This window comes from Acinetobacter sp. 1542444 (assembly GCF_000581835.1).
Classification (GTDB): Bacteria; Pseudomonadota; Gammaproteobacteria; order Pseudomonadales; family Moraxellaceae; genus Acinetobacter; species Acinetobacter pittii.
Map to the genome: position 1 here is coordinate 781,032 of NZ_JEYA01000001.1, position 14,206 is coordinate 795,237.

Annotated in this window: 14 protein-coding genes; 7 read left to right on the plus strand and 7 right to left on the minus strand. The window is 39.1% G+C overall.

The annotated features are described in order from the left end of the window. Position 1: 1 nt before the first annotated feature. Positions 2–766, minus strand: coding sequence for an SDR family oxidoreductase (locus J580_RS07945; RefSeq protein WP_032003722.1), 765 nt, complete (start codon positions 764–766; stop codon positions 2–4). 179 nt (positions 767–945) lie between these two features. Here J580_RS07945 and J580_RS07950 point away from each other — a divergent pair, with 179 nt between their 5' ends. The 3 genes from J580_RS07950 (at position 946) to J580_RS07960 (ending at position 3,703) form a co-directional block, all read left to right on the plus strand. Beyond that, the gene (locus J580_RS07950; RefSeq protein WP_032003723.1) at positions 946–1,881 is read left to right on the plus strand and encodes a LysR family transcriptional regulator; all 936 of its coding nucleotides are present in this window, start codon (positions 946–948) and stop codon (positions 1,879–1,881) included. Between the two features lie 93 nt (positions 1,882–1,974). Then, entirely contained in the window at positions 1,975–2,544 is a 570-nt protein-coding gene (locus tag J580_RS07955) for a TetR/AcrR family transcriptional regulator (protein WP_017481053.1), read from the plus strand. Positions 2,545–2,683: 139 nt separating this feature from the next. Continuing rightward, positions 2,684–3,703: an MBL fold metallo-hydrolase gene (locus tag J580_RS07960; RefSeq protein WP_032003724.1), complete on the plus strand. Its 1,020-nt coding sequence runs from the start codon at positions 2,684–2,686 to the stop codon at positions 3,701–3,703. Between the two features lie 58 nt (positions 3,704–3,761). On the opposite strand, the gene J580_RS07965 is transcribed toward J580_RS07960, so the two are convergent. After that, positions 3,762–4,130, minus strand: coding sequence for a hypothetical protein (locus tag J580_RS07965; protein ID WP_026056125.1), 369 nt, complete (start codon positions 4,128–4,130; stop codon positions 3,762–3,764). A 406-nt stretch (positions 4,131–4,536) separates the two neighbouring features. Between J580_RS07965 and J580_RS0104040 the strand changes: the two genes are divergently transcribed. Then, entirely contained in the window at positions 4,537–5,085 is a 549-nt protein-coding gene (locus tag J580_RS0104040) for an RrF2 family transcriptional regulator (protein WP_032003725.1), read from the plus strand. A 158-nt stretch (positions 5,086–5,243) separates the two neighbouring features. Then, positions 5,244–6,449 carry an NAD(P)/FAD-dependent oxidoreductase gene (locus tag J580_RS07970; protein WP_032003726.1) on the plus strand — a complete coding sequence of 402 codons (1,206 nt, stop codon included), beginning with the start codon at positions 5,244–5,246 and terminating at the stop codon, positions 6,447–6,449. 94 nt (positions 6,450–6,543) lie between these two features. Here J580_RS07970 and J580_RS07975 read toward each other — a convergent pair whose 3' ends face one another. After that, positions 6,544–7,236 (minus strand): type 1 glutamine amidotransferase domain-containing protein, encoded by a 693-nt coding sequence (locus J580_RS07975; protein WP_032003727.1) that lies wholly within the window; start codon positions 7,234–7,236, stop codon positions 6,544–6,546. Positions 7,237–7,392: 156 nt separating this feature from the next. Between J580_RS07975 and J580_RS07980 the strand changes: the two genes are divergently transcribed. Then, positions 7,393–7,809, plus strand: coding sequence for a MerR family transcriptional regulator (locus J580_RS07980; protein WP_032003728.1), 417 nt, complete (start codon positions 7,393–7,395; stop codon positions 7,807–7,809). 225 nt (positions 7,810–8,034) lie between these two features. On the opposite strand, the gene J580_RS07985 is transcribed toward J580_RS07980, so the two are convergent. From J580_RS07985 to J580_RS07995, 3 genes are all read right to left on the minus strand, one after another. Further along, the gene (locus tag J580_RS07985) at positions 8,035–9,102 is read right to left on the minus strand and encodes a saccharopine dehydrogenase family protein (protein WP_032003729.1); all 1,068 of its coding nucleotides are present in this window, start codon (positions 9,100–9,102) and stop codon (positions 8,035–8,037) included. A 15-nt stretch (positions 9,103–9,117) separates the two neighbouring features. Beyond that, positions 9,118–10,356 carry an NADH:flavin oxidoreductase/NADH oxidase family protein gene (locus J580_RS07990; RefSeq protein ID WP_032003730.1) on the minus strand — a complete coding sequence of 413 codons (1,239 nt, stop codon included), beginning with the start codon at positions 10,354–10,356 and terminating at the stop codon, positions 9,118–9,120. 159 nt (positions 10,357–10,515) lie between these two features. Beyond that, entirely contained in the window at positions 10,516–11,346 is an 831-nt protein-coding gene (locus tag J580_RS07995; protein WP_032003731.1) for an alpha/beta fold hydrolase, read from the minus strand. Between the two features lie 329 nt (positions 11,347–11,675). Between J580_RS07995 and J580_RS08000 the strand changes: the two genes are divergently transcribed. Continuing rightward, entirely contained in the window at positions 11,676–12,572 is an 897-nt protein-coding gene (locus J580_RS08000) for a hypothetical protein (RefSeq protein WP_032003732.1), read from the plus strand. A 54-nt stretch (positions 12,573–12,626) separates the two neighbouring features. Here the strand turns inward: J580_RS08000 and J580_RS08005 are convergent, their stop codons facing one another. Then, a complete protein-coding gene (locus J580_RS08005) occupies positions 12,627–14,201 on the minus strand; it encodes an aldehyde dehydrogenase (NADP(+)) (RefSeq protein ID WP_032003733.1) in 1,575 nt (524 codons plus the stop codon). Between the last annotated feature and the right edge of the window lie 5 nt (positions 14,202–14,206).

Here is a 14,206-nt window from a genome sequence, read left to right on the forward strand (position 1 = left end):
CCTAAATAGTTAAACCGCCATCAACCACAATACATTCACCATTGGTGTAACTCGCAGCATCTGACACTAAATAAAGTACAGTTCCAGCCATTTCACGCGGTTCTGCGTGACGGCGTAATGGAATTGTGTCCATCCAGCTTTTATAAATATCTTCATTTTCAAATAGTGCCGAAGCAAATTTGGTCTTGGTAAGACCCGGCAATAAAGCATTCACTCGAATACCCAATGGTCCACATTCTTTTGCAAAAGCTTTAGTCATATTCACCACCGCAGCTTTAGTAATAGAATAAATACCTTGTCGGTCTCCGGGTTGCAGGGCATTTACAGATGCGGTATTCACAATTGCACCGCCACCCTGTTCTTTCATTAATTTCCCCGCCTCGACAGACATGAAGAAATATCCACGAATATTGACTTCAACCGTTTTGTTATAGGCCCCAATATCTGTATCCAGAATATGACCAAAATAAGGGTTGGCGGCCGCATTATTGACTAAAATATCTAAACGACCGTGTTCTTTACGAATATATTCAAAAATTTCTGCAATATCTTCTAACTTACCTACATGACAAGCGGCTGCCTCCGCCTTTCCATTTGCTGCAATAATTTCATTAGCAACACGTTGGCAATCTTCAACTTTCCGACTAGATACAATTACATGTGCACCTTGTTCTGCTAAAAGTTTGGCAATTTCCTCACCAATACCACGGCTTGCACCTGTAACTAAGGCTATTTTTCCAGTCAAATCAAATAAATGTGTTGCCATATCATTTCCTTATGTTCATAGGTTTTATAAAAATTAGTTGTAATCAACGCTTTCTAAATGCTGTTACTACAAGCGCTACATTCAAAATTCACAGTATTAATCACTCTATTTCTTATGCTATTTCCTGACCATATCTAACTTGTTACAATGAATAAAATGAATTGTTTGAATAACAAACTATGAATGAAATGAATAATAATATTGCCTCTCTTGCTCGTATTGATCTCAATTTATTTCGTGTATTTGTGGCAATTTATAAAGAAAAAAATCTAACACGGGCCAGTGAACAACTTTTTCTAAGTCAACCTGCTGTTAGCCATGCATTAGCTCGTTTACGTGATCATTTTAATGACCCATTATTTATTCGAGATGGACACGGTGTTGTTCCATCACCTTTAGCCAAACGTTTATGGCCTAAAATTGAACAGTCATTACAACTTATGCATCAAGCAATTCAAAGCACGCATGACTTTGTCCCAGCACGAGATTTAAAGCATCTCACAATTGCTATGAATGATGAGTATGAAGGAATTTTTTTACCCTCTATTATTCAGCACTTAACTCAATTTAATCCTAATTTACAGTTAAATAGCGTACGCATTGATCGTAAAAACTTAAGACATGAGCTTTCTACTGGGAAAATCGATTTTGCGATTGATGTTCAACATTCGGTTGAAGATAGCATTGGTTATGAATGCCTTACTAAAGATCAATTTGTGGTAATAAGTCGCAAGCAGCATCCCTTATTATCCAAAACGAACCTAACCAAAGAAATTTATTTAGAAGCTAAGCACATTACAGTGTCTTCTCGTCCTACAGGTCGTGTCTTTGAAGATTTTTTCTTATCTAAACAAGGTATCAAAAGAACAATTAGTTTCCGCTGCCAACAATATGAAACGGCAATCCGATTAATTACACAAATGGACCATTTACTCACGATTCCTCAATGTCAAATTGCTCATTTTAAAGATAATTACCCTCAAATTAAGGTGCATCCGCTACCGATAGATATTGTTAGATATCAAATGAATTTATATTGGGATCAGCAAAAGTCCCATGAACACCAAATTGTATGGTGTAAGAGCCAAATATTGCAGCTTATGAATAGTTTATAAAATATTAAATTTATGACAGTAAAATTCTATTTCGCTTGCACTGCTCATATTTTTATGTATGATTGAGTAATCACTCAATTAATATTTTTGTATATGGCTCGTCCTCGTAGTGAAGATAAAAGGAATGCAATTTTAAGTGCTGCTATCGAAACATTGGCAGAGCTTGGCGAGCGTGCGTCTACCTCAAAAATTGCTAAAGTTGCTGGTGTGGCAGAAGGTACTTTATTTACCTATTTTAGTAATAAAGAAGAGCTGCTTAACCAGTTATATCTTTCACTAAAGGCTGAACTACGTCAGGTCATGATGCATGGTTACCCGGCTGACTCAGACCTGCAAACACAAATGTCACATATTTGGCAAAGCTATTTGGACTGGAGTTTAGAAACTCCCCTTAAACGTAAAGTAATGGCGCAGCTTTCAACATCGGAACAAATTACTGAGCAAAGCAAACAAATTGGCATGCAAACCTTTTGTGACCTCACCCAAAACATTCAAGAATGTATTAATGACGGAAAATTAAGAGATTACCCACCGTTATTTATTGCTTCAATTTTAGGTGCGCTTGCCGAAGTTACACTCAATTTTATTGCCCAAGACCCTTCTCAAGCCGAGCGTTATCGCAAATCTGGTTTTGAAGCCTTTTGGCATGCAGTTTCAATATAGATAAAAGTAAGGATGCACGGCGTCCTTATTTTTGAATGAATTAATGAGTGAGTAAATACTCATTTAAATAAATCAAAATAAGTACTTAGCCCAAGTTCTTATTTGTACGTATAGGTTTGTTCCAATAAGGAAAAACAAAATGACTATTTCAAACACAACAGACTTGCCTGCTCCCTTAATGCCATCTCAGCAACACAATGGCAAATTTAGAAATACACGTCCAAACCAACACAAGCCTTCTTTTGGCAAAACGCTTCAACTCATGTGGAAGTTTTTATTTAACAAACCCAAAGACACTGTTCCAAACAAAGAAATTCCTGTTTTAAGTTTGTCAAAAGAACAGCTTTTAAGTGCACCCGATCGCTCTCTATTTCGTTTGGGCCACTCAACCATTTTATTAAAACTGCAAGATGAGTTTTGGTTGACCGACCCTGTTTTTTCAGAGCGTGCATCACCTTTTCAATGGCTTGGACCAAAACGTTTCCATCAGCCCCCAATTAGCATTGCCGAATTACCACCCATTAAAGGCGTGATTTTGTCGCATAACCACTACGACCATCTCGACTACCATGCAGTCATGCAACTTCAAGATAAGGTTGAGCATTTCTTAACACCTCTTGGCGTGGGCGACACACTCATTAAATGGGGAATTCCATCAGAAAAAGTTCAACAGCTCGACTGGTGGGACACAACATCTGTCGATGGACTCGAACTGGTTGCCACCCCTGCCCATCATTTTTCAGGCCGTGGTATGGGTGATAGCAATGCCACACTTTGGGCTTCGTGGGTGATTATTGATAATGACTTGCGTGTATTTTTTAGTGGCGACACGGGCTATTTCGATGGATTTAAAGAGATTGGACATCGTTACGGTCCTTTTGATCTGACCATGCTAGAAACTGGTGCTTATGACCCTGAATGGCCTGATGTTCACATGCAGCCAGAGCAAACTTTACAAGCGCATATCGATTTAAAAGGTCGTCATTTGTTGCCTGTGCACAATGGTACTTTTGATTTGGCACTTCATGCTTGGGATGACCCGTTTGAACGTATCGTCGCTTTGGCTCAACAAAATAATTTAGCGATTAGCACACCGCAAATGGGTGAATTATTGAACTTAGAGGAACCAAATATTGAAAATTATTGGTGGCGTTCGTAAGTTTGAAAAAATTATTTGGAGAGTAAAAAAAATGCTTTTGCTCTCCAATCTTTAAATTTTAACTTGTTTTATGTGCTTTCCAAGGAAACTTAATTGTGCACAAAACAAAAACCAGAAATAAAAATTGCGAAATATACATATAGTTGAGCAAGTCTCGCCCTACTTTTAATGTAATCCAAGTGTTGTGAATGACATCACTAAATATAATAAGAAAAGTTAGAATTAAGCCGATACGAGGTCTATAAAATAGAAGAATTGCTGCAAGTGGATCAATAAACGTTAAAGATGTCCAATAAATACAAGTAAATAAAGGCGCATTGTTATAGTCCCAAAACAAACCATGCATCAAAACTGTTTGTAAATGGTTGAACCCTGCACCGATAAGGCAAAGTGCATAAATACATCTAATAATAAATTCAGTTTTCAAAACAACTCTCTTATTCATTCATCATGCTATGTAAAAAATATTTTTATTCAGATAAAGCTATTCAATATTTTAAGTAAAACAATCTACGTAAATATAATTTAAAAGACTCTATAAATAAATGATAAATGCCTATCCCATTTCATCTATCTTACTTATAAGTTGTGAACTATTTGATTAAACACCTATTAGACATTCATACGATTAAAAGAACTCAATAAAATATTTTTTATAAATTATTAAAATCTTTTTATTTAATAAAATTTAAATTATTCAATTAGATATATTCAAAATTAATACTTTTAAATAGCCTTTTTAAAACTAGGACTTACTTTGTCTTAGTTTTGTTGTTGACTTAAAACACAGACTACATTAGTCTGTGTTTGTAATTGATCAATTATGAAATTAAATGGCTTATATCACTAGTAGCGTCGAGTATGCGATTCACTGTCTTCTTTTTCTTGTGAACAATGAAGATAAACCTTTGAGTAGTAAGGATCTTGCTGAATTACAAGGAGTCTCTCCGAGTTTTATGGCCAAGATTTTTCCTAAACTTGAAAAGGCAGGTCTCGTTATTGCTCAAGAAGGTGTTCGTGGTGGATATTTACTGGCTCGATCTGCTCACGAAATCAGTTTTTTAGATATCGTGAATGCAATTGAGGGTGAAAAACCGCTTTTTGAGTGCCAAGAAGTTCGTGGGAAATGTGCAGTTTTTAACAATGCCCCACCCGATTGGGCAACCAGTGGTGTGTGCGCAGTACATGCAGTCATGCTACAAGCCGAAAAAGCCATGCGAGATGCTTTAGGTGCTCATACACTTGGCGATATTGCAGACCGTTTTGGCCGTTATGCACCTGACGTGTTTTTTAGTGATGTAAATGGCTGGATCAATCAACGCATCGAAGGAAGAACAGCAAAAATGCGTAAAAGTAAAATATCGCGGGATACCCCCGACTAATAAGTTAGTAGGGGTTCGCACCCTAACATAAAATACCCTTAATCCTTTTTAAATGCCTTCTCAGATTTTTTCGGACAATCAGAGAATGGATTCGCTCACCCAAAATTTTGTGATGAGTTGGAATGTGATGTCCGAAAATCTATCAAAAGGATAATCAAATGAGTAAGCGTATTATTATTGCAGGTTCTGGCTTTGCTGGCTTATGGGCTGCACTCGCTGCCCAAAGAGCAATTCACTTAGCGTCGCAAGAACAAAACATTGAGGTGCTGATGGTTTCCCCTAGCCCGAATGTTGGGATTCGTCCTCGTCTTTATGAAGCTGTGCTCGAAAACATGAATCCAGATATTTCAGAGTTATTAAGTGTGGTGGGAGTTAAATTTCTGGCAGGTTGGGTAAATAAAATTGATGTCGACCAACAGACCATCGAAGTTTCAACCACTGATGGCAACAATCAAACCTTAAGCTATGATCGTTTTATTCTGGCAACAGGAAGTACCACTTTTATGCCCCCGGTACCGGGCCTTACCGAATATGGCTTTAGTGTAAGTACATTAGAAGATGCGGAAAAGCTAGATCAACATCTTAAAAATTTAGCCCATAAACCTGCAAATGCGGCACGTAACACTGTAGTTATTGCTGGTGGTGGACTGACTGGCTTAGAAACCGTGACCGAAATGCCTGAACGTCTGCGTAGCATTTTAGGTGAAACTGATGTTCGTGTGGTTTTAGTTGATTCTTCAACAGAAATTGGTGCAGCAATGGGTGACCAAGCTGCTACTGTTATTCGAGAGGCCCTTAACGAACTCGGTGTTGAAGGTAAAGCTGGGCTACGAGTTACGGCGTTAGATGCATCAGGTGTAACGCTTTCTAACGGAGAAAAAATTGAAACAGAAACCGTGATCTGGACTGCCGGTATGCGGGCCAACCCACTTGCCTCTCAAATTGCTGGTGAAAAAGATAATTTGGGCCGTTTGATTGGGGATGCTTATTTACATGCACCTGAAGCAAAAAACATTTTTGTGACTGGCGACACTGTAAAAGTTCCAACCGATGATTTAGATAATTTTAACGTGATGTCGTGTCAGCATGCTATGAGCTTAGGCCGTGTAGCGGGTTATAACGCTGCGGCAGAATTGGTTGATTTACCCCTTCATCCATACAGCCAACCAAAATATGTAACTTGTGTTGACTTAGGTCCTTGGGGTGCACTTTATACCGAAGGTTGGGATCGACAAGTTCAATTTGTGCGTGAAGAAGCGAAAAAAATTAAACAGGAAATTAATACTGTCTGGATTTATCCACCAGTTGCAGACCGTGAAGCAGTTTTTGCAATAGCAAACCCTGATTTTGTGATTGTTCCTTAAATTTAACCTCGTAGGATCAATCCATTTATTTAAAAACCCTAAAAGTAAGCCCATCGCTGGTCCTACTTTTAGGGTTTATATTTGAATTACTAAATTATGACTTTTCTAGCTCTTCTATTATCGCTAAAGCCGTCTTTTTAGCTGAAAAAGGGTTTTGACCGGTAATTAATTTGCCGTCTTGAACGACGTATGGTGCAAAAGGAATAAAAGCTTTTTCATAACGAGCGCCATATTCTTTCGCTAACTCTTCGGCATTGTACGGCACTTTTTTTGCCACCCCTGCCAAAACCTCTTCACTCCATGCAAAGCCTGTTAATTTTTTACCTTTTATAAGTCGTTCACCATTTGAAAGTCTGACATTGAGCAAGCCACAATAGCCATGACAAACACTCGAAACAATGCCGCCTTTTTCATAAATGTTTTTGGTGATTTCTTGAAGTTCAGGATTATCTAAAAAATCCCACATCACCCCATGGCCACCTGTGTAATAGATCACGTCATAATCTTGCCAATTAATATCGGAAGGCTTAAAGGTATTTGCCAGCAGCGTAATAAAAGCCTGATCTTTTTCTCGGTCTTTAACAGATTTATCTGCTACTAAAGGGACAAGCGATTTTGGTTCAATTGGAGTTTTTCCGCCATTTGGACTCACAATATCTTGCACATAACCTTGTTTTTCAAATTCGTCATAGGCATGGGTGAGTTCACCTAACCACAGTCCTGTTTGTTGATCTACATCCTTATAGCGTGAAACATTGGTCACGACGTGTAATATGCGTTTAGACATTTTCTCACCTCATTCTTCATATTTATAATTCTATTCTTTCGTCTATCAAAGCATAGAAAGTTGTTACTGAAAGTGTGTGCTTGGTAAAGTTATGAACCTTGCTTTTGTGTTACTATAAGTCTAAAGTTAGCTTGAATGTCAAGAGAGTATGTAGCTATGAATATTAGCGAGTTATCGAAATTAAGTGGTTTAAGTACCCCTACTATTCGTTATTACGAGCAAATTAAACTCTTGCCTAAAGCCAAAAGAAAATCGAATGGTTACCGTGAATATACAGATAACGATTTGAAACAACTTTCTTTAATCCAGCAAGCTCAACAAGTCGGGTTTTCTTTAGCAGAAATTAAAGCATTTTTGCCATCGAAAGTTGTCGCTTGGGACCATGATGCTCTCATTCAAACGATTGAAACCAAAATTCAGGAAATAGAACTTTTAGAACAAAAGCTAAAAGTCAGTAAGCAAAACTTATATACCATGATTGAAGCTATTAATAACAAACCAGATGAAATTACATGTGAGCAAAATGCAGAACGTCTGATGAATCTCTATTTTGACAACGCAAAAACACCATAATTTCAATTAGAGTTAATCGCTCTCGCGTTGTATAGATGGGTACTGGTATCAACTAAGTAACCAAAGCGTTTAAGTATCAATCTATAAATCTAAAAAAACGAATTACGGACCCACGCTGTAATTCGTTTTTTCATACAAATACTATAGAAAAAATCAGCCAATCTTTTGATAGTGAAAACCTTACTCGGGACCATCAATAAATGTACTGTTTTAATAAAGGCTTTATTAATTAATGACCAGTGGACCAGAACCCGGTAGTTCGGTCACTAGCTTATAACCCATCAATTTTGCAGGTGTGTATGTACCACCCTTAACGGTATTTTTGAGCAAATAATTCACTACAGTCAGTGAACCATTTACCGTAAGGCTATAAGCGTTTTCCGTTTGGATACGGGCGGTTTTGATTTCCCCACGCATATTTCTTGCTTCACCCCAAACATAGGTGGGTACTTTTGCGCGAAGTTCCTCATTTGGCCCAACAACTGTCTTTTCAATACGCGACTTAATAAACTTCTGTACAGCATTTAGTTTTAATACTGGGCGTAAATAGTTCATCATTTTCGCGCCCATAATCATTTTGGGAAATGCAGGTACAAATACTTCAATGTTTGGAATACCTGTTGTATAGAAAGCTGTAGATACGTCTCCCCACGGAACACTCATGGCACTTTTTTTACCATCACCAAAATCAATGGTACGCACATAATGGGCTAATGGAACGGTGATAATTTTTCCGTTTTTACGAATTTTTCCACCTTCGGCCATGCCTTCTGTACTTGTTTTAGCTGTACCTGGAGAAAACCCTGTTCTAGAGTCAAAGCCAAGCGCTAAATGGGTCGCATCTGGCAATGCTTCTTTGAGCGCAGCAGCGACACAATCTGTCGGAATCACATCGAAACCAACACCCGGACAAAGCACAATATCGGCTTTTTCAGCTTGGCTGTTAAGTGACTGTGCCAATTCAAATACAGAGATTTCACCCGTAATATCTAAATAGTGAGCGCCTGCTTTAATACACGCTTCCATCATAGGTTTCGATGTCGCTGAAAATGGCCCCGCACAGTGCATGACCAGTTTAAAGCCTTGGAGTTGTTCACTTACCGCATTTATGTTATCAAGCCCAAAAGCTTTATAGTCGAGCCCCAACTCTTGAGCTAATGTTTCAACCTTAGCTTTGTTACGACCAGCCAAAGTTGGTTTTAGACCTTGGCGTACAGCTTCACGAGCGATTAACTCGCCCGTGTAGCCATTTGCTCCATAAATTATCCAGTTTGAATCATTCGGATTTGTCATAACACAACTCACTTATTAAGAAGCAAATGTATAGTCACGCATGCCTTTTTTGTATTGGCGGGGACGACATGACATCGCTGATTGTTGCAAAATTAAAGCCCAAGCTGGTGAAACATTTGGTTTTGTTCTTTTACCAGCGCTTAAATTACGTAACTGGAATTTCACCACTGCCATATTGGCAAGAGAAGCGAATGTTTTATTTTCCCAAGTAATCGGCTTAAGTTCAGGTGAAACATTTTTGCCTTGTTTCCAAGCATTTGGCAAATTAGGTTCAATTGCTAAAGCTGTGGCAATACCGACCATATCTACACCACTTTCAACCACTTTCTCTGCCACTTGTTTACGGCGTATGCCACCTGTCACCATAACAGGCATTTTGGCAACTTTACGAATTTCTTGTGCAAATTCTAAAAAGTAAGCTTCACGAGCAAGTGTACGGCCATCACGTGCTTGACCTTGCATGGCAGGTGCTTCATAACTACCGCCTGAAAGTTCAACCAAATCTACAGCGTGTTCATTTAGCATTTTAACTACTTGTTGAGCATCTTCAGCGCTAAATCCACCGCGTTGGAAATCGGCTGAGTTCAGTTTTACTGCAACAGTAAACGTAGGCGAAACGACTTTACGAACTGCTTCCACAATCTCAATTAAAATACGAGCGCGATTTTCTAAAGAACCACCCCACTGATCTTGGCGTTTATTGCTGAGTGGTGAAAGAAACTGGCTTAATAAGTAACCATGTGCTGCATGAATTTCTACACCAGTAAACCCAGCTTTTTCACCTAGACGCGCTGTGTTTGCAAAACGCTGAATCACCTCTGCAATCATAGATTCAGTCATTTCAATTGGTGTATTAAAGCGATTTGACATTTTGCCAAGATCAAGTGAAATAGCCGATGGTGCCCAAGTCTGCTGACCAAGATTTGCTTGCATTTGACGTCCTGGATGGTTAATTTGAAGCCAAACCTGAGCACCTTTTGAACGACCAATTTGTGCCCATTTTTTAAAAGTATCTAGATGCTTTTCATCTTCTAATACTACACCGCCCGGTCCAGTCATCGCTCGGCGGTCTACCATCACATTTCCAGTAATAATTAGACCTACACCACCATTTGCCCAAGCTTGATATAAACGCATTAATTCTTCTGATGGTGCGTGGTTTAAATCAGCCATGTTTTCTTCCATTGCCGCTTTAGCAATACGGTTTGGAACATATGAGCCATTTGGGAATACTAATTTTTCGAACACTTTCATTGGAATGACCTCATTCAGTATGGCTTTACTTTAAGATTAAAGCTAACTTTAATGTCAATACCTTTTCGCACTTCTATATTTAATTAATTGAATTTATTATTTTTATATAAAAAAAGAGGCACTCAATGCGCCTCTTTTTTAAAAGATTAGAACTTCAAATTATTCACGAATAAACGCCAACAAGTCAGCATTAATCACTTCATGGTTTACAGTTAACATACCGTGAGAAAAACCCGGATAGATCTTGAGTTGGCTATTTGGAAGTAACTCAGCAGATTTTACGCCAGACGTTTTATAAGGCACAATCTGGTCGTCATCGCCATGCAACACTAAAACAGGAATGGTGATTTTTTTTAAATCTTCGGTAAAGTCAGTTTGTGAGAACGCCACGATACCATCGTAATGTGCTTTGGCACTACCCGTCATGCCCTGACGCCACCAGTTAGAGATGATGCCTTCAGATGGTTTCGCATCTGGTCGGTTAAAACCATAGAACGGACCAGATGGAAGATCTCGGAAAAATTGCGCACGGTTTGTGAGAACCTGATTTTGCAGGTCATCAAAGATTTCTTTTGGTAAACCTTCAGGATTATTTTCAGTTTTAACCATCAGTGGCGGAACTGCACTGACAAGTACAGCTTTTTTAACATTATCTTGACCATGACGTGCAATATAGTGAGCTACTTCACCGCCACCTGTTGAGTGGCCAATATGAATTGCATTTTTAATGTTCAGATGTTTAACCACTTCTGCGACATCATCTGCGTAGTGGTCCATATCGTGACCATCCCACACCTGACTCGAACGTCCATGTCCCCGTCTATCATGAGCAACTACACGAAAACCTTCTTTAAGGAAAAAAAGCAACTGTGTGTCCCAATCATCTGAACTCAAAGGCCAACCGTGATGAAAAAATAAAACTTGGGCATCGCGTGGTCCCCAATCTTTATAGAAAATTTCTACGCCATCTTTTGTGGTTACATATCCCATCTTTGTTCTCCTGATGAAAAACTGCTTGTTGATTCGTTATAAAGGTTAGATATTTATATTAATCTTAAAGTTAACTTTAAGGTCAATCATCTTAAATGATATTTTAAAAATAAAATTTATATGAAGACTCTAGGCGACATTGTATCTTTTTAATCTTTAATTGTTTTTATTTTATTTCTGTTAAATGTCAAAGACTTTACACCTCAAAATTAAAGACTTGACCTTAAAGTTAGCTTCAATCTTATAGTTTCTGTCTTGGTAATAAATTTAAATGTCTTGATAAAGACAATCGTAGCTACTCGTACTATTAATATTAAAGGTGAACTCTCATGAATATAAAACAACAATTTACTGAGGTTGAATTTGGACAACAAAAAGTCAAAGTACCCAAAGGTGGTTATTATGACCGCTTTAGAATGAATCCTGATTTAGATGAAGTCGCGCAAGATCCTGCTGTTGGCAACATCGATTTTTTTCGTCATATTCCTAAAAAAATTATGGAATCCCGAGTAGGCCCTGTTTGGGCGCCGAACTTTTATTATCGTAGTGCAAATGTACAACTGCTCATGCTTGCACCTATTAAACAGATTAAAGCAAAACTTCCTGCTGACTTAACGCCATTACAACCATTTCCGGGCTATGGGTTGGTCGCAGTTACGTTCTTTAGTTATTCGGTTTGTGACAATGACCCGTATGACGAAGTGTCGATTGCGATTGTTGTACGTAAACCTCATGCTCGTGGGCCTCACATCGCAGAGTTAATGAAATCGATGCATCAACGCCACTTTCATGCACATGTTTTAGCTTTGCCTGTAGATACAGAAATTGCTAGAGTACGTGGTGTATATGGTTACCAGCTACCAAAATGGTTAACTAAAATTGACGTCAACATTAACTCAAAAGAAGTCCAAGCCAATATTTTTGATTTTAATGGCAAATTGGATTTAAGCTTAAAGACCTCTGTACCGACTTTAAAACATGTTGATTCTGAAACACATATCAACAGAGCCACCATGCTACATATTGTTGACGGAAAATGGCATCAAACTGAAGTTGAGTCCAACATTCTTTCTTTTGCACAAAAGCTTTTTCCAAAGAATGTTCAACTTGAGAAAAATGAGGGACCTTTAACTACGTTGCTAAATGAGCTTAGTGCTTCAACTATTCTCCGCTTAGATGTTATTGAAGATGCTCAAGTCGTGCTTAATTTGCCTACTCCGCTATAAATTATTATTCAGGATATAAAAAAGAGACCAGTTTGTGGTCTCTTTTTTAATTGATTAGATCGCTTCTTTGGTCATTTCACCATTCACCAGCCTTAAAATCTGCAACGGGTTGCTGTCTTTTAAAGCTTCTGGCAATAAGCTTTGCGGATAGTTTTGATAACATACAGGTCTTAAGTAACGGTCAATTGCTAAGGTTCCAACAGAAGTGCCTCGTGCATCTGAAGTGGCTGGATATGGTCCGCCGTGTACCATGGCATCACATACTTCTACACCTGTTGGATAACCATTTATGAGTAATCGTCCAGCTTTCTCTTCTAGCACAGGAACTACATCTGCAAACTCGGTTAAATCTGCTTCATCGGCAATTAAAGTTGCAGTCAGCTGACCATTCATACTTTGTAGCGCCTGAATGAGTTGGGCTTTATCTTCAACTTCAATGATGACCGTAGTTGGCCCAAAGATTTCTTCTTGCAGAAGTTGGTCGCCTGCCAGTAATAATTCAACATCCGCTTTAAACAGTTGCGGTTGCGCTTGATTGCCTTGTTGAGTATTGCCTGCCAAGTGTTCAATACCTTGATGCTCAGTTAAATGCTCAAGACCAGCGGTATAACTTTTTAAGGTGCCGGCATTCAGCATAGTCTGTGCAGGTTTGCCACCTATAATTTCGGTTAGGTTGCTAATGAGCTGACTAAACTCGGCTGATTTAATACCCAAGATTAAACCCGGATTGGTACAGAACTGACCACAGCCTAAAACCACTGAATCTGCCAAGTCCTGTGCAATTTTTTCTCCACGGTTTTTTAGGGCTTCTGGCAACATCAGCATCGGGTTAATACTGCTCATTTCCGCAAAGACCGGAATTGGTTGTGGACGGGCTGCGGCCATATCACATAAAGCACGACCACCACGAAGTGACCCCGTAAAACCTACAGCCTGTATTAAAGGGTGTTTCACTAAAGGTTCACCCACGCCATTACCATAGATCATGTTAAATACACCTTTAGGCATATTTGATTTTTCTACGGCACGTTCAATTGCCTGCGCTACAAAATCTGCTGTCGCCATATGTCCACTATGGGCTTTTACCACTACAGAACAGCCTGCCGCTAGTGCCGAAGCAGTGTCACCACCTGCGGTTGAGAATGCTAAAGGAAAGTTACTTGCCCCAAAGACTGCAACAGGGCCGACACCGATTTTAATCTGACGCAGGTCTGGGCGCGGTAAAGGCTGACGCTCTGGTAAAGCAGTGTCAATCCGCGCCCCTAAAAATTCACCACGGCGTAACACTTTGGCAAACAGGCGCATTTGTCCACTGGTACGGCCACGCTCACCTTGTAAACGTGCAAGTGGTAAAGCGGTTTCTTGTGAGATGATTTCTAGAAAATCTGTGCCCAAGGCATCGAGTTCATCAGCAATATTTTCTAAAAAGGCAGCACGCTGTTCAGGTGATGTATGGCGGTAAGTCTTAAAAGCTTGGCTCGCTGCATCACAAGCCTGATTGATTTCCTGTTCGGTTGCATGGTGAAACTCATAAGGCAGCGTTTCGCCAGTTGTTGCATTCACACTTTTTAGTAAAGTAGAACCTTGTGCACTACGTGAACCGCCAATAAAGTTGTGTCCGATAACCATTTTTA